This is a genomic window from Pseudomonas syringae KCTC 12500 (assembly GCF_000507185.2).
Lineage (GTDB): Bacteria > Pseudomonadota > Gammaproteobacteria > Pseudomonadales > Pseudomonadaceae > Aquipseudomonas > Aquipseudomonas syringae.
In genome coordinates this window covers 1,255,732-1,280,604 of record NZ_AYTM02000002.1, presented here as the reverse complement: position 1 = coordinate 1,280,604, position 24,873 = coordinate 1,255,732, and the positions used below count along the sequence as shown (strand labels likewise).

The following is a 24,873-nucleotide window of genomic DNA, read 5'->3' as shown; positions in this document are numbered from 1 at the left end:
GATTCCCCACGCTGCCCAAGAATTCGCAAGAAACCAGTTCCCCAAGAGCCACAAAGAAAGGTAGGAAACCGTGAACCCGGTAATCAAAAAGTTTCAGTTCGGTCAATCGACCGTAACCCTCGAGACAGGCCGTATCGCCCGTCAAGCCTCTGGTGCAGTATTGGTCACCGTTGACGACGACGTCAGCGTACTCGTGACTGTGGTCGGCGCCAAACAGGCTGACGCTGGCAAAGGCTTCTTCCCTCTGTCCGTGCACTATCAGGAAAAAACCTACGCTGCCGGCAAGATTCCTGGTGGTTTCTTCAAGCGTGAAGGCCGTCCTTCCGAGAAAGAAACCCTGACTTCGCGCCTGATCGACCGTCCGATCCGCCCGTTGTTTCCAGAAGGCTTCATGAACGAAGTGCAGGTTGTCTGCACCGTCGTCTCCACCAGCAAGAAAATCGATCCGGACATCGCTGCGATGATCGGTACTTCGGCTGCCCTGGCCATCTCCGGTATCCCGTTTGACGGTCCGGTCGGTGCTGCCCGCGTTGCTTTCCACGAAAGCACCGGTTACCTGTTGAACCCGACTTACGAGCAGCTGCAGGCTTCGAGCCTGGACATGGTCGTTGCCGGTACTTCCGAAGCGGTTCTGATGGTTGAGTCGGAAGCCAAAGAGCTCACCGAAGACCAGATGCTGGGCGCTGTGCTGTTCGCGCATGACGAGTTCCAGGTCGTGATTAACGCCATCAAGGAACTGGCTGCCGAGGCCGCCAAGCCTACCTGGGCCTGGCAGCCTAAGCCTGAAGCGACTGAACTGCTGAGCGCTATCCGCTCCGAGTTCGGCGAAGCGATCTCCCAGGCTTACACCATCACCGTCAAAGCCGACCGTTATGCGCGTCTGGGCGAGCTGAAAGATCAGATCGTTGCCAAACTGGCCGTGGAAGAAGGCAGCCCGTCTGCCAGCGAAGTCAAAGCCGCTTTCGGCGAAATCGAATACCGCACCGTTCGCGAAAACATCGTTAACGGCAAGCCGCGTATCGATGGCCGTGACACCCGCACCGTTCGTCCTCTGAACATCGAAGTCGGCGTTCTGCCAAAGACTCACGGTTCGGCACTGTTCACCCGTGGCGAAACTCAGGCGCTGGTCGTTGCCACGCTGGGTACTGCACGTGACGCACAGCTGCTCGATACCCTCGAAGGCGAGAAAAAAGACCCCTTCATGCTGCACTACAACTTCCCTCCGTTCTCGGTGGGCGAGTGTGGTCGCATGGGCGGCGCAGGTCGTCGTGAAATCGGTCACGGCCGTCTGGCCCGTCGCAGTGTCCAGGCCATGCTGCCAGGCGCTGACGTGTTCCCGTACACCATCCGTGTCGTATCGGAAATCACCGAGTCCAACGGCTCCAGCTCCATGGCTTCGGTCTGCGGTGCTTCCCTGGCTCTGATGGACGCTGGTGTGCCGATGAAGGCGCCGGTTGCCGGTATCGCCATGGGTCTGGTCAAGGAAGGCGAGAAGTTCGCGATTCTGACCGACATCCTGGGTGACGAAGACCACCTGGGTGACATGGACTTCAAGGTAGCCGGTACCTCCAAAGGTGTTACCGCGCTGCAGATGGACATCAAGATCAAAGGCATCACCGAAGAAATCATGGAGATCGCCCTGGGCCAGGCCCTGGAAGCTCGCCTGAACATCCTCGGCCAGATGAACCAGATCATCGGTCAGTCGCGTAACGAACTGTCGGCCAACGCTCCGACCATGATCGCGATGAAGATCGACACCGACAAGATCCGTGACGTGATCGGCAAGGGTGGCGCAACCATCCGTGCCATCTGCGAAGAGACCAAGGCTTCGATCGACATCGAAGACGACGGCTCGATCAAGATCTTCGGCGAGTCCAAGGAAGCGGCTGAGGCAGCACGTCAGCGCGTTCTGGGCATCACCGCAGAAGCGGAAATCGGCAAGATCTACGTCGGCAAGGTTGAGCGCATCGTCGATTTCGGCGCATTCGTCAACATCCTGCCGGGCAAGGACGGTCTGGTTCACATCTCCATGCTGAGCGATGCTCGCGTAGAGAAAGTGACCGACATCCTCAAGGAAGGTCAGGAAGTCGAAGTACTGGTACTGGACGTGGATAACCGCGGCCGTATCAAGCTGTCGATCAAAGACGTAGCCGCAGCGAAAGCGTCGGGCGTCTGATCGATCTGAGCGGCATGTAAAAAAGGACTCTTCGGAGTCCTTTTTTTATGAGCGCAATTAGAGGCTTACCAATGGAGCATGCAAACTGCTCGGTGCAAACATGCATCTTGCAACCCCGGGTTTGAGCGAACGGGCAATCTGCACGACTCAGCAAAATAGAGAAAAGCATAAGCTATTGATTATAAAGGTTATTTTGACTGTCTCATTTTTGGCACACCGCTTGCGATACACCTGTTAACCCTGCCACCACATGCTGGTGCAGATTTTGAGAAAAACAGGAGTTATCGTATGAAGAAGTTTGCTATTGCCGCTGCTACCGCTACTGCCCTGACTCTGACCATGGCCAATGCTGCTTTCGCACAGACCTCGGCCCAAGCGCCAATGGTTCTGGCAGCTAACACCACTACTCAAGAAGTCAAAGAAGACGTGTCGGATTCTTGGATCACCGGCAAAGTCAAAGCTGATCTGGTAACCGAGAAAGGCATCCCTGGCACCGACATCAAGGTTGAGACCAACAAAGGCGTGGTTTCCCTGTCCTCCATGGTAAAAGTGACTGAAGCTCAGAAAACTACTGCCGTCGCTATCGCCAAGAAAATCAAAGGCGTTAAAGACGTATCGGCTGCTGGCCTGAAAGCCGAGTAATCGAATACTGCTCATGAACAGCCGCAGTCATTGATTGATGGAAGGTTCATGCGAGGCTACAAGGATGTAGCCATTAAAGGCCCCTACTGAAGAGTCGGGGCCTTTTCTATGGGGTGACGAAAAAAAGATGAAGGGCAGGGAAGCAGGGGATCAGTTGCGGCGTTTGCTCTCGATGCCCACCAGGCGCCCGCCTTCGAAGCGCAGGTACTGATACATGCCGTTATCAGGACCGTATATCCACTCCTCGATTCTCACGGCTTCGGACCTTCGATAATTGCTATTGAAGGTTTCCTGAGTGCCGAGCACTTCCTGGCTGACCGGTTCGCCGCACTTCTGCTGGACTTCGAACGCCCGGTCACCGGTGCTCACCAGTTGGCTGCCGCAACGCAGGGTCGAACTGGCATACGCTGATGCGACAACTGACCCGGCCATGGCGGCGAGGGTCAGGTTGATCAGTCGTTTGATTCGGGTGTGTGCCAAAGGCTTCATTCGCTGTCGAGGTGGAGGGGGCTGATGACTTTACCATCCGGTTGGGCCTGGCCCAGTTGCGCGTCGACGAAGTACACGCGAGCGTCTTCGAGCTTGCCCTTGTCCACCAGGTAATCCTTGATGCTGCTGGCTCTGCTCTGGCCCAGTTCGCGCAGCAGCACCTCGTTGCTGCTCCAGAACTTGAGTACGGCGGCACGCATCTGGGCAGCACGTTGTTCCTTGCCCAGACTGGTCCATTCAGCGGGCGGTTGCTGTTTCAGGCGTGTCCTGTAGATACCTTCGAGCATAGGCGCCTTTTCCTCTTCCGGGACCTCTATCAAGCCGGCCTTGGCTGGAACCTTGTCGCCGCGTCGCTGGAGGATCTTGTAATACGTGTACTGGTATTCGCGTTCCAGCCTTTGCTGGGCGATCAATGGACCGTCACTGCTGGCGGCGCTGGTGCCTTCGATCTCCAGCTTCAGGTCCGGACGCTCCTTGAGCGCTACCGAGAGCTTGTCCAGGGCCTTTTGCGCCTCTGCTGACAAGTCACTGGAGCCTGGCACGAAACTTACGCTGCCGAGGTCCTCGGAGCTTCCACCGGCAACCAGCCCGCCGAGCATCTTGAACGGGGCCTGCGCGGCACGCAGTACCAGGTTGCGCAGGGTCTGCCAGACAATCGGCATGACGCTGAACTGCGGGTTGTTCAGGTCGCCTTCGATGGGCAGCTCGAGGGAAATGCGCCCCTTGGTATCCTTGAGCAGTGCGACCGCCAGACGAATAGGCAGGTCCAGCGCATCCGGGCTGTCGACCCGCTCACCCAGTTGCAGTTGCTCCACCAGCACCTTGTTCTGGGCCTTGAGCTGGCCCTTGGTGATCAGGTAATGCAGGTCGAGATTGAGCCGACCCTTGCGGATCCGGAAGCCTGCGAATTTGCCGGAGTAAGGGGTCAGGTTGGTCAGCTCGACGCGCTTGAAGCTGGTGGTGATATCCAGGCTGGCCATCGGGTCGAACGGGTTGAGGCTGCCCTTGATGGTCACCGGCGCATAGCGGTCGACCTTGCCCTCGATGTCCACCGGTGCCGGTGTAGGCTTGCGGTTGTCGATGGTGCCGATACGACCGTTAAGCTGCTGCACGGCGGTGGCGAAGTTGGGGGTCAGGGTCATGTCGGCAAAGTTTGCCGAGCCATTGTTGATATTCACTTCACCCACGTAGATCGCCAGCGGGTTTTCCTTCTTGCCTGCGGCTTGGGTTTTGGCTGCCTTTGGCTGGGCGGCTGTCTTGCCGATAGCTGCGTCGGCTGGCTGCGGGATCAACAGATCGTCGATGTTGGTGGTGCGGTCCTCATTGATCATGAAGCGCGCGTAAGGCTGATCCATGTTCACTTTGGCAATCGACAGGCCCTTGCCGTGCTGGTAGTCCAGGCCCTCCAGCGCCAGTTGCTGCCACTTCAGGAAGTCGCGCTGTTTGAGCGTATCCAGCGTGTGCAACTGATTGACCTGCGCTTTACCGGTGACGTTGAACGCCAGTGGCTCGGTGCTTTTCAGGTCGACCGCCAGATCGCTGCCGAGCATGCCGCTGCGCAGCTCCAGACGAATGAACGGGCTGATGTAGGCCTGGGCGAGGCGCAGGTCGATGTCGCGGGTGGTTACGTTGAGTCGTGCGCTGACCGGGTTGAGGTTCACGTCACCGGCGGCAGTGAGATTGCCCTGTTTACCCAGCCCGGTATCCAGCTTGAGCGTGAAGGGCGCCTTGTTCAGGCTGTCGAAATTCTGGATGTCCAGATTCAGCGGGCCAACGTCCAGCGCGACCGGCTCTTGAGGCACGCGATCTGCCAGATGAACCATGTAGTTGCGCAACTGCACATCCCGCAACAGGACCTGCCAGGGTTTGCTCTGCGCCACAGGTTGAGCGCTGGCTTTGGCGGTGGTCTCGGTGGCCGGGGCTGGCTCGGCGGCTTTTTCGTCCACAGCCGGGGTGTGCGCTGCTGCGGGCTTGCCCGCTTGGCTGGCAAACAGTTTTTGCCAGTCCAGTTGCCCGTCGGCTTCACGCGCGGCCCAGGTTTCCAGCTTCTGGCTGCGCACCTTGCCTACGGTAACCAGCTGCTTTGCCAGGTCGACCGATGTTTCGCTGACGTCCAGGCGTTGCAGGCGTACCAGTGGGCGACCGTCGGGAGCGTTGAGCGCGAATGGCGCGACACTGGCCGACACGTTGGTCAGCTTCAGCTCGGTTTCCTTGGACAGATTCAGTGTGTAGGCCGTGCTGAAATTCAGCACGCCGTCCTCGAGCGCCAGCGGCAAGGCATCACGCACATAAGGCCACCACAGCTTCATCTTGCTGTCAGTGACTTTCAGCGTGCCCTCGGAGGCGATCGGGATCAGGCTGATACGGCCGACCCAGTCGATCTGCCCACCGTCCGGCCCCGCTGCGACCAGGGTCATATCGGCGTTGTCTTCAGGCAGAGTGCTGAGGTTCTTGAGCTCGAAATCCAGCGCGTCGTAGAGAAACTCGATGGGTTGGCTGGGGCGCAGGTCCTGGAAGTGAACGTAGCCTCCCGCCAGTTTGATTTCGTCGATACGCAGTGGGAATGGCTTAGTGGCGGGTTCGTCCTTTGCCGGTTCGCTGGCGGGCAGCTTGAACAGTTGTGCCAGATTGAGCTTGCCCTGTTTGTCGAACAGCAGCTCGGTGCGCGGTTTGATCAGCTCGACGCGTTGCAGATGCAGAGCCCGCGTCCACAGACTGTTGATTTGCAGATTGGCATAAAGCTTTTCAAACGCGACCTGCTCCTTCCCCGGCGTGCCGATATTCAGACCCCAAAGTGTCAGCTCCAGGGTGAAGGGGTTGAATTCCAGGCGTTCGAGCTTTGCTGGCACCGTGGCGTAATTGGCCAGTTGCTGGTTCGCGATCCGCAGAGCGACGCCGGGAAGAATGAAAAATCCCAGCAAACTGTAGAGCGCGATCACAGCCAGCAGGGAGCCAAGTGTGCGTTTCAATCCTCTGGACATGGGCAGCGGCGTCTCTCTCTTTTGGAAGCCCTTGGAGTATGGCATGCCTGTTCGGTTCCGAAGGCACTGCCATCGCGGCTTGTAGGAACTTTCCGGTTGTACTTTACGATATCAAGCGCCGGATCAGAGTTGCAGAATCAGCGTTTTCAGCGGCGGTTGATTATCCTGAGACGGGAAGTCTGCGGCGGGGCGCATCTCCTGGCAGTCGCGTACCGGACGCCCAGCCTTGGTGGCGCAGCGCAGTACCTGCTCACGCCAGTCCTGCATGCTGACTTTCGCCAGATTGTTGCAGCAGATCAGCACACCATCGTCCGCCGTGGTCAACAGCGCAGGTTTGAGCAGGCTTTGATAGTCGCGCAGCAAATCAACGGTGCCGAATGCGCTCTTGGCCCAGGCCGGTGGGTCGAGCAGGACCAAATCATATTGGCGCTGTTGCAGTTTCACGTAGCTGGGCAATTGCTGGCTGCGGCGTGCAGCAATGGGCAGGCCGGCCAACTGGCGGATTGCCGGAAAATAATCCGACTGGATGAATTGCATGGGTGGCAGTTGCGGATTGAGCGCACCATTCTCGCGACCCACCGCCAGATTGCCCTCGGCGAAGTCCAGGTTGCACACTTCACTCGCGCCACCGGCCGCAGCACTCAGACCGACGCCGCAGGTGTAGGCGAACAGGTTCAGCACGCTTTTGCCGGCGCTGTGCTGCTTGACCCAGCCGCGTGTGTTGCGCAGGTCCAGAAACAACAGCGGGTCCTGGCCTGCATGTCGGCCGCGGACTCGGTAATTGAGCCCCCATTCGTGGCCGACATGATCGGCCAGCGCTGCTTCTTCAGCCTTGTACACGGTGTCATGGCGATCCACGCGCGAGTTGCCCTGCGAGCGATCGTTATAGACCAGCAGGGTGTCCAGGCTCAGGCGCGTGTTGACTTGTTCATGCAGCGCCAGCAGGGCATCGCGATCCAGGCGGGTGTGAAAACTCTGCACCAGCAATTGCGGGCCGTAGCGGTCGATGGTCAGCCCGCTGGCACCTTCCTGGCTGCCGTGAAACAGTCGATAGCAGTCCGTGCCCTGTCCATGCAGTTCGTCAAGCAACGCCTGGCGATGATCGAGGGCGACGCTGAGCGCCTGATTCAAGGAAGACATGCTGAGCGCCTCGGGCTGGAATAAGGCGCGGGAGTTTACCAGTTACCGGGCGTCGGGGGTTTTTGAAGTCTGCCATGCGCTTGATCTGCTGCGTTGTCATACAGCGCCAATATTCCCCTGTTACGGTGCTTTTTTGCCTGTCAGCGAGGGGATAACCGTGAGCCAGTTCGATCTCAAGCGTCGCCGTGTCATCCAGGCCGTCGGAACGGTAGGTGCCGGTCTGCTGTTACCAGGTGTTGCGCCGGCAGTCATCGCCTCGGTGCAGGATCGTCCGAAGATGATGGATGGCGTGCAGTCCGGCGATGTGTTCGGCGACAAGGCGATCGTCTGGAGTCGTAGCGACCGGCCTTCGCGCATGGTCGTCGAGTGGGACACACGCAGCATGTTCACCCAGCCACGCCGCGTGGTGTCGGCGCTGGCCGATCAGCGTAGCGACTTCACCGCGCGGGTCGAGTTGAGCGGGCTGCCGGTCGATCAGGCGATTTTCTACCGGGTGTCTTTCGAGGATGCGCAGAGCGGTGTCGTCAGCGAGCCGTGGTTCGGCCATCTGCGCAGCACGCCGCAGCAGCGCCGCGACATCCGCTTCGTCTGGAGCGGCGACACGGTGGGGCAGGGCTTTGGCATCAACCCCGATATCGGCGGCATGCGTATCTACGAAGCCATGCGTTTGCGCTTGCCGGACTTTTTTATCCACAGCGGTGACACCATCTACGCCGACAGCCCGGTGCCGGAGCAGCTCACCACGGAGGGCGGGCGTGTCTGGCGCAACATCACCACCGAGGCGAAGAGCAAGGTAGCGGAGACCCTCGACGAATACCGGGGCAACTACCGTTACAACCTGATGGATGAAAACCTGCGCCGCTTCAACGCCGAAGTGCCGCAGATCTGGCAGTGGGATGATCACGAAGTGACCAACAACTGGTCGCCCAGCAAACAGCTCGATGATCGCTACAAGGTCAAGGACATCGGCCTGCTGTCCTCGCGTGCCCGCCAGGCTTATCTGGAGTACGCGCCGCTGCGCTTGCAGGAAGCCGACAACGGCGGGCGCATTTATCGCAAGATCCCCTACGGTCCGATGCTCGACGTGTTCGTCCTCGATATGCGCAGTTACCGCGCCGGCAACGATGCCAACCTGGCCGACAAACCGAGTCCGACCACCGCATTCATGGGCCGTGAGCAACTGGACTGGCTCAAGCGCGAGCTCACTGCATCGCGTGCGCAGTGGAAAGTGATCGCGGCGGACATGCCCATTGGGCTGGGCGTGCCGGATGGCGAGGTCAGCCCCGGCGTACAGCGTTGGGAGGCCATCGCCAACGGCAATGACGGCCCGGCGTTGGGGCGTGAGCTGGAGGTCGCCGAATTGCTGGCGTACCTGCGCGCGCAGAAGGTTCGCGATTGTGTCTGGCTGACGGCCGACGTGCATTACTGCGCCGCGCATCATTACCAGCCGGATCTGGCCGTATTTCAGGACTTCGACCCGTTCTGGGAGTTCGTCGCCGGGCCATTGAATGCCGGTAGCTATGGTCCCAACGTGCTGGACAAGACCTTTGGTCCCGAGCTGGTGTTCCAGAAGGCGCCCCCTGCGCAGAACACCTCGCCGTTTGCGGGTTTTCAGTTCTTTGGCGAAGTGAATATCGACGGGCAGACCGGTGAGATGACCGTGGCACTGCGCGATCTGGACGGGGTCTCGGTTTTCGAGCGCAAGCTCCAGCCTGTGAAGGAAGTCAGTCGCATCGTCTGATAAATAGCCGTCGCGGCGGGGTGATCAGGGTTTCGGAAATTCCGTGCAACATGCTCGCCGTCGGTGGCCTATCATGAGCTACCTAACGACGGGACCGGACGCGTTGCATGCTGGCTATTTTTCTCGAAACCCTGAACATCACCGCCCCGGTGTTTGCCATGCTGTTTCTGGGCGTGTTCCTCAGGCGAATCGGCGCGATCAATGATGGTTTCATCGTTGCGGCTTCCGGGCTGGTGTTCAATGTCACCATGCCTGCGCTGCTGTTTCTGGGCATTATTCACGCCGACCTGCGCACCGCCCTGCAGCCCAAACTGCTGATTTTTTTCAGCATCGCCACGCTTCTGAGTTTTGCATTCGCCTGGTGCTGGGCGATCTGGCGCTGCCCGCACGAAGAGCGCGGGATCTACGTCCAGGGCGCGTTTCGTGGCAATAACGGGGTTATCGGTCTGGCCCTGGCGGCCAGCATGTACGGGCCTCCTGGCATTTCACTGGGCGCCATTCTCGCCGCGTTGGTCATCGTCTTCTACAACACGTTATCGACGGTGGTATTGGCGGTTTACAGCCCGGTGATCAAGTCCGATCCCTGGAGCATCTTCAAAAGCGTGCTGGCCAACCCACTGATCATCAGCGTGATCATCGCCTCACCCTTCGCTTACTTCGCCATCGGCCTGCCCAAATGGCTGGAAACCTCTGGCAGCTACCTGGCCCAGATGACCCTGCCGCTGGCACTGATCTGCATCGGCGGCACGTTGTCGCTGGCTTCGTTGCGCAAGAGTGGAAAGCTGGCTATCAGTGCCAGCGTCATGAAGATGATCACGCTGCCAGTGCTGTGCACGCTGGCCGCCTGGCTGGCGGGTTTTCGCGGCGCTGAATTGGGGATTCTGTTCCTGTATTTCGGCAGCCCGACAGCGGCAGCCAGCTACATCATGGCGCGCACGGCCAACGGCAATTACGAACTGGCCGCTGCGATCATCGTCATCACCACGCTGGCGGCAGCAGTCACGACCAACGTGGGGATTTTCATCCTGCAATGGGGCGGCTGGATTTAATCCGCTTTGACGTAACTGTCGATCACTTCCTGCGCCGCACGAAACGCGTCGATGGCCGCTGGCACGCCGGCGTACACCGCGCAGTGCAGCAGCGCTTCGCGAATCTCCTCGACCGTGCAGCCATTGTTCAGTGCGCCACGAACGTGGCCTTTCAGTTCTTGCGGGCATTTCAGGGCGGTGAGGGTGGCCAGGGTGATCAGGCTGCGGGTTTTCAATGGCAGGCCCTCGCGACTCCAGACGCTGCCCCAGGCGTGCTCGTTGACGAAATCCTGCAGCGGCTGGCTGAACTCGGTGGCATTGCCCAGCGCGCGGTCGACGTAGACATCGCCCATCACCTGGCGACGGATCTGTTCGCCTTCGCTGATCGTCTTGTCCGTCATGGCCTTGCTCCTTGTATCAATGCGGGTTGGAGGTCAGTGCTGGCGTCGCCAGGCGCGAATTGTGCCCCAGACAACCACAGCGCCCAGCACAGGTAACACCAGCGTGAGCATTTTGCTTTCAAGCCGTTCGGCCAGCGCCATACCGGTGCTGATCGACAGGATATGCAGCCCGTAGGTCAGGTACAACGACAGCAGAAACAGGCCTTCCAGACGGTCTATCCGGTATCCGGAGTAGAACAGCGGCACGCACAGCAACGACACGCCGAGCATGATCGGCAGGTCGAACACCAGTGCATTTGGCGAGATCGTCAGCGGCACCGGGGCGACCAGTGCGGTCAGCCCCAGAACGCCCAGCAGATTGAACAGGTTGCTGCCGATCACGTTGCCCACGGCAATATCACGCTCACCACGAAACGCTGCGATCAGCGACGTCATCAGTGCCGGCAATGATGTGCCAATGGCAATGATGGTCAGACCGACGATGCGTTCGGAAAGCCCCAGGTGTATGGCAATCACCACTGACGCGTCGACCAGCAGGTGTCCGCCAGCGGTCAACAGCAGCAAGCCACTGGCAAGCATGAGGATGCGCGTGACGGTACGAGGTTTTTCGGTTGTCTCGGCATGTCCGTGACGCGGCGCATGACCGCCCTGACGGATGATGACGATCAGGCAGAACAGCAACCCGGCAAGCAGCACTGCGCCGTCCAGTTTGCTGAATTCGCCGCTCCAGGACAGGCCGATAGCCAGCAGGCAGGCGCCAATCATCAGCGGAATGTCGACGTGCAAAACCTGACGGGCAACGCGTAACGGAATGATCAGCGCGCATAGGCCAAGGATCACCAACACATTGAAAATGTTACCGCCGATGACACTGCCCACAGCGATGTCGGTGTTATCGGCAAACGCGGCTTGCAGGCTTACTGCCATCTGCGGCGCGCTGGTGCCCATTGCCACGACGGTCAGGCCGACGATCAGTGGCCGGACCTTGAAAATCGCCGCCAGATGCACCGCTGCGCGCACTGACAGTTCTGCCCCGATCAGCAGCAATAACAAGCCACTGAGCATCTGGATGAGCGCGGGGGCGGGCAAGGCCGATAGCTGGAGAATACGAGTGTCCTTATCGGAGGTGATCGAGAGTCGGGGTTAATCCAGGGCCTGTACGCGGACTGGCGCTGTCCCGCTGCGCAGCATACCCAGTTGTTCGGCCGCTTCGCGAGAGACATCGATCAGACGGCCGCGCGTGTGAGGGCCGCGATCGTTGACGCGTACCACTACCGACCTGTCGTTGTCGAGGTTGGTGACTTTAACGCGCGTGCCGAAAGGCAGCTGTCGATGCGCAGCGGTCAGCGCATTCTGATTGAACGGTTCGCCGCTGGCAGTGCGGTTGCCATGATGGCGGGCGCCGTAATAAGCGGCGGTGCCGGTCTCGTCATAACCATGGGGGTCGATGATGTGATTAGCGCATCCTGCCAATAACGTCAGCAGGCTGCAGGCAAAAATAAGGCGGCGCATGGGGTGGGTTCCTGAGTGCCGGAGTAGTTGTGGTTGACGCTCGTGCCAAGGCTCCATGTCGGCATGCATTTCGTGACGCTCCGCGTCATAACCCGGTGTCGCAGCGCGTACTCGACAGCGGACGCAGAGCGTCCGGAACTGCATTCCCACACAGAGCGCTCATCGTTATACACAAGTCATGAAGAGCCCAGAAGGCGGGGTCTTTGACCATAATCGCGATGTGAATAAAGACCTCTGTGGGAGTGAGCTTGCTCACGAAGACCTTGGTCCAAACGCCCTGTCTCTAGAGGCTGTACCGGCCTATTCGCGAGCAAGCTCGCTCCCACAAGACTCGTGTATGACGCTGATCGCATAGCGTGGGAACGAGAGTGACGCGGATCAGCCCTCCAGCTTGGCCTTCAGCAGCTCATTGACCTGCTGCGGGTTGGCCTTGCCTTTGGAGGCTTTCATCGCCTGACCGACAAAGAAACCGAACATCTTGCCGCGTTTGGCTTCGTCCGCTGCACGATACTGTTCGACCTGTTCCGCGTTGGCTGCCAGCACCTCGTCGAGCATCGATTCAATGGCGCCGCTGTCGGTGACCTGCTTCAGGCCGCGCTTTTCGATGACTTCATCAGCACTGCCTTCACCATTGGCCATTGCCTCGAAGACCATTTTCGCGATCTTGCCGGAAATGGTGTTGTCGGTGATGCGTTTGAGCATGCCGCCCAACTGCTCTGCACTGACCGGCGACTGGTCGATCTCCAAGCCCTGCTTGTTCAGCAGGCTGCCCAGCTCGACCATGACCCAGTTGGCTGCCAGTTTGGCGTCACCGCTGATGCTCACCACTTTTTCGAAGTAGTCAGCCTGCTCGCGGCTCGAAGCCAGTACGCTTGCGTCGTAGGTCGACAGACCGAACTGGCTCTGGAAGCGTTCGCGTTTCTGCGGCGGCAGCTCTGGCAAGGTGGCGCGGGTTTCTTCGAGGAACGAGTCCTCGATGATCACCGGCAACAGATCCGGGTCGGGGAAGTAGCGGTAATCGTTGGCTTCCTCCTTGCTGCGCATGGCGCGGGTTTCGTTGGTGTTCGGGTCATACAGGCGCGTCTGCTGGATAACCTTGCCACCGTCTTCGATCAGATCGATCTGGCGCTGAATCTCGCTGTTGATCGCTTTTTCGATGAAGCGGAACGAGTTGACGTTCTTGATCTCGCAGCGCGTGCCGAACTCGACCTGGCCCTTCGGACGAATCGATACGTTGCAGTCGCAGCGCAGCGAACCTTCGGCCATGTTGCCGTCACAGATGCCCAGGTAGCGGACAATCGCGTGGATGGCCTTGACGTAAGCCACGGCTTCCTTGGCGTTGCGCATGTCCGGCTCGGAAACGATCTCCAGCAGCGGGGTGCCGGCACGGTTCAGGTCGATACCGGTCATGCCCTGGAAGTCTTCGTGCAGGCTCTTGCCCGCATCCTCTTCCAGGTGCGCACGGGTGATGCCGATGCGCTTGACGGTGCCGTCTTCAAGGGGGATGTCCAGGTGGCCCTTGCCGACAATCGGCAGCTCCATCTGGCTGATCTGATAGCCCTTGGGCAGGTCCGGGTAGAAGTAGTTCTTGCGGGCAAACACGTTGTGCTGGCCGATTTCGGCGTTCACTGCCAGGCCGAACTTGACGGCCATGCGCACGGCTTCCTTGTTCAGCACCGGCAATACGCCAGGCATGCCCAGGTCGACGAGGCTGGCCTGCGTGTTGGGCTCGGAGCCGAACGTGGTCGCGCTACCGGAAAAAATCTTTGATTGGGTCGAAAGCTGGGTATGAATCTCCAGCCCGATGACGACTTCCCATTGCATGTGTTTCTCCTCAGAAGCCTTCAGGTGCGCGAGTGTGCCAGTCGGTGACTTGCTGATACTGATGCGCCACATTCAAGAGACGGCCTTCCTGGAAATACGGAGCGAGCAGCTGCACGCCGACCGGCAGACCGTCGACGAAGCCCGCAGGCATGGACAAGCCAGGCAGGCCCGCCAGGTTGGCGGTGATGGTGTAGAAGTCTTCCAGGTATTCGGCAATCGGATCGTTGGTCTTGGCGCCGATTTTCCAGGCCGGGTTGGGCGTGGTCGGGCCGAGAATCACGTCGACATCGGCGAACGCACTCATGAAATCGTTCTTGATCAGGCGACGGATTTTCTGCGCCTGCAGGTAGTAGGCGTCGTAGTAACCCGCCGACAGCGCGTAGGCGCCAACCATGATGCGTCGCTGGACTTCCGGGCCGAAGCCTTCGGCGCGAGAGCGCTTGTACAGATCAGTCAGGTCTTTCGGGTCTTCGCAGCGGTAGCCGAAACGCACCCCGTCGAAGCGCGACAGGTTGGACGAGGCTTCTGCTGGGGCGATGACGTAGTAGGCCGGGATCGCGTGCTGCAGGTTAGGCAGACTGACTTCCTTGACGATCGCGCCGAGCTTTTCAAGCTCCTTGACACTTTCATGCACCAGCTGCGCGATGCGTGGGTCGAGGCCTGCGCTGAAATATTCTTTCGGCACACCGATACGCAGGCCCTTGAGCGAGGTATTGAGGCTGGCGGAGTAGTCCGGAACCGGCTCGTCGATGCTGGTCGAGTCCTGCGGGTCGAAACCGGCCATGCCTTGCAGCAGCAGTGCGCAATCTTCGGCCGTGCGTGCCATCGGTCCCGCCTGATCGAGGCTGGATGCGTAGGCAATCATGCCCCAGCGCGATACGCGGCCATAGGTCGGCTTGAGGCCCGTGAGGTTGGTCAACGCTGCAGGCTGGCGAATCGAGCCACCGGTGTCGGTGCCGGTCGCGGCGGGCAACAGACGTGCAGCAACAGCAGCTGCCGAGCCGCCCGAAGAACCGCCAGGGACGCATTCCAGGTTCCACGGGTTTTTCACCGCGCCGTAATGGCTGGATTCGTTGGCCGAGCCCATGGCGAATTCGTCCATGTTGGTCTTGCCCAGCGTCACTGTACCGGCCGATGCCAGACGCGAAACGACCGTGGCGTCATAGGGTGCCTTGAAATTGTCGAGCATCAGCGAGCCGCAGCTGGTGCGGATGCCCTGGGTGCAGAACAGGTCCTTGTGGGCCAGCGGGGCACCGAGCAGCGGGCCGTTTTCACCGGCTGCACGGCGCGCGTCTGCCGCCTGCGCCTGGGTGATGGCCAGGTCTTCGGTGAGGCTGATGAAGCTGTTGAGCTGCGGGTCGAGCGTCGCGATGCGCGACAGCAGAACGCGAGTCAGCTCTTCGGAAGAAAACTTTTTATCGGCGAGTCCGCGAGCGATCTCGGCCAGAGTCATTTGATGCATGCAGGCGCTTTCCCTTACTCGATGACTTTCGGAACCAGATACAGCCCGTCTTGGACCGCTGGTGCGATGGCTTGGTAAGTGTCACGACGATTTCGCTCGGTGACGGCGTCTTCGCGCAGGCGCTGGGTGGCTTCCAGCGGGTGAGCCAGCGGCTCGATGCCAGTGGTGTCGACCGCTTGCATCTGATCGACCAGCCCAAGAATACTGTTAAGTGCTTCGGTGGTACGCGGGATATCGGCGTCATTGAGACCCAGTCGGGCCAGATGAGCGATCTTTTCCACGTCGGAGCGTTCAAGCGCCATGGGGTATCTCCAGTGGAATGCTTATGGATTTGCTTTGTTGCCAATTGCGGAACACTATCGCGTTATTACTGTCTCAAGCCGCTAACGTCGAGGGTAGTGTTCGGAAAACCGCCAATTTAGCATATTGGCTCCTTGCCCAAAATCCCTGTCGTTGTTAGAGTTTGCCGCACTTTTTTTACCACGCGTTCCCTAGGGTCCCTTTCCCATGTTCAAGAAACTGCGTGGCATGTTTTCCAGTGATCTATCCATCGACCTGGGCACTGCCAACACCCTTATTTACGTGCGTGAGCGCGGTATCGTTCTGAATGAACCCTCTGTCGTTGCCATTCGTACTCACGGCAACCAGAAGAGTGTCGTGGCCGTCGGTACCGAAGCCAAGCGCATGCTGGGCCGTACTCCAGGCAACATCGCAGCCATTCGTCCAATGAAAGACGGCGTTATCGCCGACTTCAGCGTCTGCGAAAAAATGTTGCAGTACTTCATCAACAAGGTTCATGAAAACAGCTTTCTGCAGCCCAGCCCTCGTGTGCTGATCTGCGTTCCGTGCAAATCCACTCAGGTCGAGCGTCGCGCCATTCGCGAGTCGGCCCTGGGTGCAGGCGCACGCGAAGTATTCCTGATCGAAGAACCGATGGCCGCTGCAATCGGTGCCGGTCTGCCGGTGGAAGAAGCTCGCGGTTCGATGGTTGTCGACATCGGCGGCGGTACCACCGAAATCGCCCTGATCTCCCTGAACGGTGTGGTGTATGCCGAATCCGTACGGGTCGGCGGTGACCGTTTCGACGAAGCGATCATCACCTACGTGCGCCGCAATTACGGCAGCCTGATCGGCGAATCGACTGCCGAGCGCATCAAGCAGGAAATCGGTACTGCCTATCCGGGCGGTGAAGTGCGTGAAGTCGACGTCCGTGGCCGCAACCTGGCCGAAGGCGTTCCACGTGCGTTCACCCTGAACTCCAATGAAGTGCTCGAGGCACTGCAGGAGTCGCTGGCGACCATCGTTCAGGCGGTCAAGAGCGCTCTGGAGCAATCGCCTCCGGAACTGGCCTCGGACATCGCCGAGCGTGGCCTGGTCCTGACCGGTGGTGGTGCGCTGTTGCGTGATCTGGACAAGTTGCTGGCGCAGGAAACCGGTCTGCCGGTGATCGTCGCCGAAGACCCGCTGACCTGTGTGGCGCGTGGCGGTGGCCGTGCGCTGGAAATGATGGATAAGCACACCATGGATCTGCTCTCCAGCGAATAATTCGCCGGGGTGCCTTTCACGGAGTCTTTTGTATGCAGGTGGCGGATATGCTACCTGTATGCATCAGGCTGACGCCGAAACAGGGTGCCTATCTCTTTCATTTGTCCAGGCCGGTTATATACCGCATGAATAATTGCCAATCGAAGTTCGATCCAACGATCGCATGCCCCGGAGGAGCGGCCTATTAAACCGCTTTTCTCAAAAGGCCCGTCGCTGGGTGTACGTCTGCTGGTGCTGGCCGTTCTGTCGGTTGCGTTGATGGTTGTCGACGCCCGCTTTACGATCCTCAAGCCCGTGCGCAGCCAGATGTCGATGGTGCTCATGCAGTCCTACTGGATCGTCGACCTGCCACAGCGTCTGTATCAAGGCGTCGCCAGTCAGTTCGGCAGCCGCACAGAGCTGATCGCCGAAAACGAAAAACTCAAGACCGAAGCCCTGCTTTTGCAAGGTCGCCTGCAAAAGCTGGCGGCACTGACCGAGCAGAACGTTCGGCTGCGTGAGCTGCTGAACTCTTCGGCGCTGGTCAACGAAAAGGTCGAGGTCGCCGAGTTGATCGGCATGGACCCGAACCCCTTCACCCATCGCATCATCATCAACAAGGGCGAACGCGACGGCGTGGTGCTCGGCCAGCCTGTGCTCGATGCGCGCGGCCTGATGGGGCAGGTGGTCGAATTGATGCCCTATACCTCACGCGTTCTACTACTGACTGACACGACCCACAGCATCCCGGTGCAGGTCAACCGCAACGGTCTGCGTGCCATCGCCAGTGGCACCGGTAACCCGGAGCGTCTGGAGCTTCGGCATGTGGCGGATACCGCAGACATCAAGGAAGGCGATCTACTGGTCAGTTCGGGCCTTGGTCAGCGTTTCCCGGCCGGTTACCCGGTGGCGACGGTCAAGGAAGTGATTCACGACTCCGGCCAGCCGTTCGCGATCGTTCGAGCGGTGCCAACCGCCGCGTTGAATCGCAGTCGCTATCTGTTGCTGGTGTTCTCTGACGGTCGCTCGCCTGAAGAGCGCGCTGCCGATGCGGCGCAAGCACAGGAATCCCTCGACAAGGGCGTCGAGCCTTCCGTGATGGCAACACTGCCGCCGCCGACACCGGCTTTCCCGATGTGGCCGCAGGCATTCGTTCCGGTCTTTCCGGGCAGCACGCTGACGCACAAGCCGGCGGCGCAGTCGGCAACACCTGCACCGGCGGCAACGCCCGCGACACCTGCAAGGCCTGCTGCCCGGCCCGCGGCGTCACAGCCGCCTGCCTCCAGACCTTCCACTGCCCGGGAGCCTATCGATGGTTAGTCATGTTTCCGGGCGCAACGGCTGGGTGGTCTGGCTGACGTTTGCGATCGGTCTGCTGCTGAGCGTTTCGCCGCTGCCGCAATTCATGGAAATCTTCCGGCCGCTGTGGCTGGCTCTGCTGCTGACCTTCTGGGTTCTGGCGCTGCCGCACAAATACGGTATGACCACCGCGTGGATACTGGGCCTGATGGAGGATGTTCTGTACGGCACATTGCTTGGCCAGAATGCCCTGATCCTCAGTCTGATTACCTTTCTGGTGATGTCCCTGCAGCAGCGCCTGCGCATGTTTCCGATGTGGCAACAGTGCCTGGTGCTATTGGTGGTATTCGGTCTGGCGCAGCTCTGGCTGAGTGCGCTGACCGGCAACCGTCAGCCTACGCTGGCGCTGGTGCTGCCCGCGTTGGTCAGCGCTCTGTTGTGGCCCTGGATCAGTTATGGCCTGCGTGGATTGCGCAAACGTTTGAAAATCAATTAAGCGCAAGGTGAGCGCGACGCCTCGCTGCGTTGTTCGCGCTCACCCGTACAGACACGGAGATGTCCTTATGCCCTCGCTTTATCTGGCTTCTGGCTCGCCGCGCCGCCGCGAACTTCTGACTCAGATCGGTGTGCCCTTTACCGTACTGAGCGCTCAGATCGACGAAACTCCTTTCGACCATGAAACCCCGGCTGCCTATGTCGAGCGTCTTGCGCTGGGCAAGGCTCAGGCTGGGCTATCCGTGCTGTCAGCCGAACAGCAGGCCTGCGTGATGGGGGCCGACACGGCGGTGGTGCTCGATGGACGCATTCTCGGCAAGCCGGTCGATGAAGCGGATGCGCTGGCCATGCTCATGGCCCTGTCCGGGCGCGAGCATGACGTACTGACGGCTGTGGCGCTCTGTGATCGGCAACGCAGCGAAACCCGTATTGTTACCAGTCGTGTGCGCTTTCGCCCGATTCAAACCCATGAAGCCCAAGCCTACTGGACCAGTGGTGAGCCCGCCGACAAGGCTGGCGGCTATGCCATCCAGGGGTTGGCAGCGATTTTCGTCGAGGGTCTGCAAGGTAGCTATTCTGGGGTGGTGGGTCTGCCCCTGTGCGAAACCGCAGAACTGCTTGGCCATTTCGGCATACCCTGCTGGCAATGCCTGGAAGGTGACAAGTCATGAGTGAAGAGATTCTGATCAACATCACGCCGATGGAATCGCGCGTGGCCGTAGTGGAAAACGGGGTTCTGCAAGAGGTGCACGTCGAGCGCACCCAGCGTCGCGGCATCGTCGGCAATATCTACAAAGGCAAGGTTGTGCGGGTGCTTCCCGGCATGCAGGCGGCGTTCATCGACATTGGTCTGGATCGCGCGGCGTTCATTCATGCATCGGAAATATCCATGCGTGAAGGGCCTGCGGTCGAGAGCATCGCGTCGCTGGTACATGATGGCCAGAGCCTTGTCGTGCAAGTCACCAAAGACCCGATCGGCAGCAAGGGCGCACGGCTGACCACGCAACTCTCCATTCCGTCGCGTTATCTGGTGTACATGCCGCGCACCGCGCATGTGGGCATCTCGCTGAAAATCGAGGACGAAGCCGAGCGCGAACGACTCAAGAAAGTGGTCAGCGATTGTGTTGCCCAGGAAGGTATCAAGGAAGCTGGAGGTTTCATTCTGCGCACCGCTGCCGAAGGCGCCGGGGCTGATGAAATCCTGATGGATATCCGCTATCTGCGCAGGCTCTGGGATCAGATCGGCGAGCAGATCAAGACGGTCAGCCCACCCACGGTGATTTACGAAGATCTGGGCCTGGCGCTGCGCACCTTGCGCGATCTGGTCAGCCCGCGCATCGAGAAGATCCGTATCGACTCGCGGGAAACCTTTCAGAAAACGACTCAGTTCGTGGCCGAGCTGATGCCGGAAATCGCCGACAGGCTTGAGCACTATCCGGGCGAGCGGCCGATCTTCGACCTTTATGGGGTCGAGGACGAAATCCAGAAAGCGCTCGAGCGCAAGGTGCCGCTCAAGTCGGGCGGCTATCTGGTCATCGATCCAGCCGAAGCGATGAGCACCATCGACGTCAACACCGGCGCGTTCGTGGGGCATCGCAACCTCGAAGAAACCATCTTCAAGACCAACCTGGAAGCTGCCACGGCCATCGCCCGGCAGCTGCGCCTGCGCAATCTGGGCGGCATCATCATCATCGATTTCATCGACATGGAAGACGGTGAACACCAGCGTCAGGTGCTGCGCACGCTTGAGAAGCAGCTGGAACGCGATCACGCCAAGACCAACATCATCGGCATCACCGAACTGGGTCTGGTGCAGATGACCCGCAAGCGCACCCGCGAAAGTCTCGAACAGGTGCTGTGCGAACCGTGTCATTGCTGCGCAGGGCGGGGCAAGCTGAAGACCCCCGAGACCATCTGCTACGAAATCTTCCGGGAAATCCTTCGCGAGGCCAGGGCCTATCAGGCAGTGGGCTATCGTGTTCTGGCCAATCAGCGCGTGGTGGATCGCCTGCTCGACGAGGAGTCCGGTAACGTGGCTGAACTGGAGAGCTTTATTGGCCGCACTATCCGTTTTCAGGTAGAAACCATGTACTCGCAGGAACAATACGACGTGGTGCTGCTCTGAGGGTGCTGATCGTTTGAAATCTATGACAAGTGCCCTAAGGGTTTCTGGCAGGTATGCCGTTTTATCGAGAATGATGCGTGGCGAATGAGCAAAACCTGTACCTGACCGCACCTGCGCATCCGAGCCGGAATCCGTTCGCCGACTCTGCTCCTTGCACCCCGCAGTGGAGGGCCTCCTGAGATGGGACGTCTTCCTCGCCTCGTCGCAACCCTGACCCGCTGGGGGCTGAGCCTGTGCGCACTGATTTTGGTGCTTGCGGCGCTGTACGTGAGTCTCGGCCGTCAATTGACGCCGCTGGTTGCCGAATACCGTGTCGACGTGGAAACCCGTGCCAGCAGCGCGCTGGGCATACCGCTGAGCATCGGCAGCCTGGAGGGCAGCTGGAGCCGCTTTGCCCCGGTACTGCTGGCCCACGACGTGATGGTCGGCGAGGGTGCCAGTGCCCTTCGTCTGGATCGCGTAAGGGTTGTTCCTGACCTTTGGGAGAGCCTGCTGGCGCGTGACATGCGGATCGCTCATCTCGAGGTGGACGGCCTGCAGTTCAGCCTCAGGCAGGATAAGGGCGGCGCATGGTCGGTTCAGGGCTTGCCGGTGCACAACGACAGCCCGTTCGACCCCGAGCAGGTGCTCAGGCAGATGCAGATGGTCGCGCATCTGTCGTTGCTCGACAGCCAGGTCACGGTGCAACCGTTTGACGCCGCGCCGCTGACCCTCACCTATGTAAACCTCAGTCTGGACACCGGCAGCTACGCCCAGCGACTTGACGCACGCCTGACCCTGCCGGATGGTCAGCCGGTCGCGCTCAACGTGCGCTCGCGCATCCAGGCCAGTCAGTGGAAGGACGGCGAGGCCGACGTCTACGCCAGCCTGCCGCAAAGCGACTGGGCCAAGTGGCTGCCGAAAAGCCTCACTCGCGAATGGACACTGTCGAAGCTGCAGGCCGGCGGCGAGGTCTGGTTGAGTTGGGGCAAGGGCACCGTGCAAAGCGCGACCACGCGCCTCAATGCACCGCAGGTCAAAGGCGTTTATGCCGGTCGCAAACCCTCGACGATCGATAACCTTGCGCTGAACGCATGGTTTGCACGGACTGATACAGGTTTCGACCTGAACCTCGATTCACTGGCGATGAGCCTTGGCGACACGCGTTGGGAAAGCCGTGTGCAACTGACGCAAACCGCCGCGACCCCTGACAGCGAAGAGCTCTGGCATGTACAGGCGGATCGTCTGGACCTGACGCCTGTCACGCCGCTGATCGACTCGCTCGCGCCCCTGCCTGACAAGGCCATGGCAGTGGTCGACGGCCTCAAGGTGACAGGCGGGCTGCATAACGTGCTGCTCGACTACCGGCCGCAGGCAGTCGGCGACAAGCGCCTGAGCTTTGCCGCCAATCTGGACAGGGTGGGTTTCAACGCGTATCGCGGGGCGCCTGCGGCCGGAAATGTCACCGGTGCCATCAGCGGTGATCTGGGGCAGGGCGAGCTGCGCCTCGACACCGACGACTTCATGCTGCACCTGGACCCGATCTTCGCCAAACCCTGGCGTTACCAGAAGGCCAATGCCCGTCTGACCTGGAAACTGGATGACCAGGCGTTTACGCTGATCGCCCCGTACATCAAGGTGCTCGGCGACGAAGGCAAGATTGCGGCGGACTTTTTGATCAAAATTCATCTCAATCATGATCAGGAAGACTACATGGACCTGCGGGTCGGCATGGTTGACGGCGACGGCCGTTACACCAGCAAGTACCTGCCGACAGCGCTCAGTCCGGAGCTTGATCATTGGCTGCGCACCGCCGTGGTGAGTGGCGCGGTCAAGCAGGGTTTCTTCCAGTATCAAGGGTCGCTGAACAAGAACTCGCCCGATACGGCGCGTGTCATTAGTCTGTTCTTCGATGTCAGCAACGCAACACTGGCGTTCCAGCCGGGCTGGCCGTCGCTGACCGGGGTGGATGGCAAGGTCTACGTCGAAAACAGCGGTGTACGTGTCAAGGCAAGCAAAGGCCAGTTGCTGGATACCAAGGTCAGCAACGTGCTGGTCAATATTCCTCATGTGCCGTCAGGTCAGGACAGTCACCTGCTGGTGGACGGTAATTTCTCCGGAAATCTGGTCGACGGCCTGAAGATTCTCCAGCAGGCGCCCATCGGTACGGGCAGCACGTTTGCCGGATGGCAGGGCGAGGGCCCTCTGGACGGCAAGCTGAAGCTGGATATACCGCTGGCCAAGGGCGTCGAGCCAAAGGTCGTGGTGGACTTCAGCACCGACAATGCGCGCTTGAAACTGGCTGACCCGGTGCTGGAGCTGACCCGCCTGAAAGGCGACTTCCGTTTTGACAGCTCCAGCGGGCTGAGCGGCAAGGGCATCAAGGCCCAGGCATTCGATCGCCCTGTCACCGCAGAGATCGCCGCCGAGGGCAAGCCTGGCGACAACGTGACGCGCATTGTGGCGAACGGGCAAATCACCGTGAAGCGGCTCACCGACTGGCTGAACGTGACCCAGCCGTTGCCGGTCTCCGGTGACCTGCCGTATCAGTTGCAGCTGATTCTGGACAGCAAGGACAGCCCGCTGGTAATCAACTCCACCCTCAAGGGCGTGGCGATCGATTTGCCCGCACCGTTTGGCAAGACCGCCGATCAGGAGCGTCCCAGCGAATTCCGCATGACCCTGCAAGGCGCGGAGCGCAGGCTCGGCGCGGCCTATAACGATCAGGCCAACTTTGCGTTCGCAGCACCGAATGGCAAGTTTGCCGAAGGTCGTGGCGAGCTTTATCTGGGGCGCGGCGGGGCGATCGTGCCGGACGCCAAGGGCTTGCGGATCCGCGGGGAGTTGTCCGAACTGGACATCGCGCCCTGGCAGGAACTGGCCGCTCGCTACACGGGGAATGATCCGGGCGGCAACGCAAAACAACTGCTTAACAGCGTTGATCTGCAGATCGGCAAACTGACCGCGATGGGCACCACACTCAATGACGTGCGTGTCCAGTTGCAGCGCAACGCGGCAGCTTGGGCCCTGTCGCTGGACAGCGCGCTGGCCAAGGGCACAGCAACGCTGCCCGACGCCAAGTCTGCACCGATCGGCGTCAACATGCTCTACGTTCGACTGCCTGCATCCGATCCGACAGCGACCGTGGTGGAAAACGCGCCTGATCCTCTGGCGGATATCGACCCGCACAATATCCCTGCGCTGGACGTGAAGATCTCCCAGCTGTTTCAGGGTGATCAGTTGCTCGGGGCCTGGGCATTGAAAACCCGGCCGACACCTGCCGGCATGCGCATGTCGGACATGAGCCTGGGGCTCAAAGGCATTCTGCTGGAGGGTGACGCTACCTGGGAGGGTACGCCCGGGGCCAGCAGCAGTTCGTTCAAAGGCCGTCTGGCAGGCAAGAACCTCGCGGATGTGCTCAAGGCCTGGAACTTCGCACCCACTGTCACCAGTGAACGCTTCGAGATGAACGTGGACGGACGCTGGCCGGGTTCGCCTGCCTGGGTCGGTCTGAAGCGCTATTCCGGCAGCCTGGATGCCACGCTCAACAGAGGCCAGTTTGTTGAGGTCGAGGGCGGTGCTCAGGCGTTACGGGTGTTCGGGCTGTTGAATTTCAACTCCATCGGCCGGCGTCTGCGCCTGGACTTCTCCGACCTGCTGGGCAAAGGCCTGAGCTACGACCGGGTCAAAGGGCTGCTGGTGGCCAGCGACGGTGTCTATGTGACGCGCAACCCGATCACCCTGACCGGGCCGTCGAGCAATCTGGAGCTCAACGGGACGCTGGACATGGTTCGCGATCGTGTCGATGCGAAGCTGCTGGTGACCTTGCCGGTGACCAATAATCTGCCTATCGCTGCGCTGATTGTCGGCGCGCCCGCCATTGGCGGGGCACTGTTTCTGGTCGACAAGCTGCTGGGCGACCGGGTTGCGCGTTTCGCCAGCGTGCAATACAAGGTCGAAGGGCCCTGGAAAGAGCCGAAGATCACGTTCGACAAGCCATTTGAAAAGCCCCAATAGCGTCTCATGGAGTACAGTGGTGGCCATGTCATTCAGGA

At 60.1% G+C, this 24,873-nt stretch carries 19 protein-coding genes; 10 read left to right on the top strand and 9 right to left on the bottom strand.

What is annotated here, in order from left to right:
• Nucleotides 1-70 precede the first annotated feature (70 nt).
• On the top strand, nt 71-2,176 hold the full coding sequence (gene pnp, locus V476_RS06105) for a polyribonucleotide nucleotidyltransferase (protein WP_003340592.1): 2,106 nt from the start codon (nt 71-73) through the stop codon (nt 2,174-2,176).
• A gap of 288 nt (nt 2,177-2,464) precedes the next feature.
• Nucleotides 2,465-2,818, top strand: a complete 354-nt coding sequence (locus tag V476_RS06100) for a BON domain-containing protein (RefSeq protein WP_003400195.1) — start codon at nt 2,465-2,467, stop codon at nt 2,816-2,818.
• Between the two features lie 150 nt (nt 2,819-2,968).
• On the opposite strand, the gene V476_RS06095 is transcribed toward V476_RS06100, so the two are convergent.
• The 3 genes from V476_RS06095 to V476_RS06085 all read right to left on the bottom strand — a co-directional run bounded on the left by V476_RS06095 (nt 2,969) and on the right by V476_RS06085 (nt 7,428).
• Nucleotides 2,969-3,307: a DUF2845 domain-containing protein gene (locus tag V476_RS06095; protein ID WP_003340594.1), complete on the bottom strand. Its 339-nt coding sequence runs from the start codon at nt 3,305-3,307 to the stop codon at nt 2,969-2,971.
• Nucleotides 3,304-6,288 carry a DUF748 domain-containing protein gene (locus tag V476_RS06090; protein ID WP_024959667.1) on the bottom strand — a complete coding sequence of 995 codons (2,985 nt, stop codon included), beginning with the start codon at nt 6,286-6,288 and terminating at the stop codon, nt 3,304-3,306. Before V476_RS06090 ends, V476_RS06095 begins: the two co-directional genes overlap by 4 nt.
• A gap of 123 nt (nt 6,289-6,411) precedes the next feature.
• Nucleotides 6,412-7,428: a class I SAM-dependent rRNA methyltransferase gene (locus V476_RS06085; RefSeq protein WP_024959668.1), complete on the bottom strand. Its 1,017-nt coding sequence runs from the start codon at nt 7,426-7,428 to the stop codon at nt 6,412-6,414.
• A gap of 157 nt (nt 7,429-7,585) precedes the next feature.
• On the opposite strand from V476_RS06085, the gene V476_RS06080 reads away from it, so the two are divergent.
• Both V476_RS06080 and V476_RS06075 read left to right on the top strand, forming a co-directional pair.
• Complete coding sequence (locus tag V476_RS06080; protein WP_024959669.1) at nt 7,586-9,169, top strand: alkaline phosphatase D family protein; 1,584 nt, start codon at nt 7,586-7,588, stop codon at nt 9,167-9,169.
• A 107-nt stretch (nt 9,170-9,276) separates the two neighbouring features.
• Nucleotides 9,277-10,218 (top strand): AEC family transporter, encoded by a 942-nt coding sequence (locus V476_RS06075; RefSeq protein WP_016568918.1) that lies wholly within the window; start codon nt 9,277-9,279, stop codon nt 10,216-10,218.
• Here V476_RS06075 and V476_RS06070 read toward each other — a convergent pair.
• The 6 genes from V476_RS06070 to gatC form a co-directional block, all read right to left on the bottom strand.
• Nucleotides 10,215-10,598 (bottom strand): carboxymuconolactone decarboxylase family protein, encoded by a 384-nt coding sequence (locus tag V476_RS06070; RefSeq protein ID WP_003340604.1) that lies wholly within the window; start codon nt 10,596-10,598, stop codon nt 10,215-10,217. The genes V476_RS06075 and V476_RS06070 overlap by 4 nt on opposite strands.
• A 33-nt stretch (nt 10,599-10,631) precedes the next feature.
• Nucleotides 10,632-11,663, bottom strand: coding sequence for a calcium/sodium antiporter (locus tag V476_RS06065; protein WP_024959670.1), 1,032 nt, complete (start codon nt 11,661-11,663; stop codon nt 10,632-10,634).
• A 78-nt stretch (nt 11,664-11,741) separates the two neighbouring features.
• Entirely contained in the window at nt 11,742-12,110 is a 369-nt protein-coding gene (locus tag V476_RS06060) for a septal ring lytic transglycosylase RlpA family protein (RefSeq protein ID WP_003307318.1), read from the bottom strand.
• A 378-nt stretch (nt 12,111-12,488) separates the two neighbouring features.
• Nucleotides 12,489-13,934 carry an Asp-tRNA(Asn)/Glu-tRNA(Gln) amidotransferase subunit GatB gene (gene gatB / locus V476_RS06055; RefSeq protein ID WP_024959671.1) on the bottom strand — a complete coding sequence of 482 codons (1,446 nt, stop codon included), beginning with the start codon at nt 13,932-13,934 and terminating at the stop codon, nt 12,489-12,491.
• A 10-nt stretch (nt 13,935-13,944) separates the two neighbouring features.
• Entirely contained in the window at nt 13,945-15,396 is a 1,452-nt protein-coding gene (gatA, locus tag V476_RS06050; RefSeq protein WP_003395221.1) for an Asp-tRNA(Asn)/Glu-tRNA(Gln) amidotransferase subunit GatA, read from the bottom strand.
• Nucleotides 15,397-15,410: 14 nt separating this feature from the next.
• Complete coding sequence (gene gatC, locus V476_RS06045) at nt 15,411-15,698, bottom strand: Asp-tRNA(Asn)/Glu-tRNA(Gln) amidotransferase subunit GatC (RefSeq protein WP_002555109.1); 288 nt, start codon at nt 15,696-15,698, stop codon at nt 15,411-15,413.
• A gap of 205 nt (nt 15,699-15,903) precedes the next feature.
• Here gatC and mreB point away from each other — a divergent pair, with 205 nt between their 5' ends.
• The 6 genes from mreB to V476_RS06015 all read left to right on the top strand — a co-directional run bounded on the left by mreB (nt 15,904) and on the right by V476_RS06015 (nt 24,835).
• The gene (gene mreB, locus V476_RS06040) at nt 15,904-16,941 is read left to right on the top strand and encodes a rod shape-determining protein MreB (protein ID WP_002555108.1); all 1,038 of its coding nucleotides are present in this window, start codon (nt 15,904-15,906) and stop codon (nt 16,939-16,941) included.
• 231 nt (nt 16,942-17,172) lie between these two features.
• Nucleotides 17,173-18,240 (top strand): rod shape-determining protein MreC, encoded by a 1,068-nt coding sequence (gene mreC / locus V476_RS06035; protein WP_003340611.1) that lies wholly within the window; start codon nt 17,173-17,175, stop codon nt 18,238-18,240.
• The gene (gene mreD, locus V476_RS06030; RefSeq protein WP_024959672.1) at nt 18,233-18,715 is read left to right on the top strand and encodes a rod shape-determining protein MreD; all 483 of its coding nucleotides are present in this window, start codon (nt 18,233-18,235) and stop codon (nt 18,713-18,715) included. The genes mreC and mreD overlap by 8 nt, the downstream gene beginning before the upstream one ends.
• Before the next feature lie 67 nt (nt 18,716-18,782).
• Entirely contained in the window at nt 18,783-19,385 is a 603-nt protein-coding gene (locus V476_RS06025; RefSeq protein WP_004416173.1) for a Maf family protein, read from the top strand.
• The gene (gene rng / locus V476_RS06020; protein WP_003364105.1) at nt 19,382-20,839 is read left to right on the top strand and encodes a ribonuclease G; all 1,458 of its coding nucleotides are present in this window, start codon (nt 19,382-19,384) and stop codon (nt 20,837-20,839) included. Before V476_RS06025 ends, rng begins: the two co-directional genes overlap by 4 nt.
• 180 nt (nt 20,840-21,019) lie before the next feature.
• A complete protein-coding gene (locus tag V476_RS06015) occupies nt 21,020-24,835 on the top strand; it encodes a YhdP family protein (RefSeq protein WP_024959673.1) in 3,816 nt (1,271 codons plus the stop codon).
• Nucleotides 24,836-24,873 lie beyond the last annotated feature (38 nt).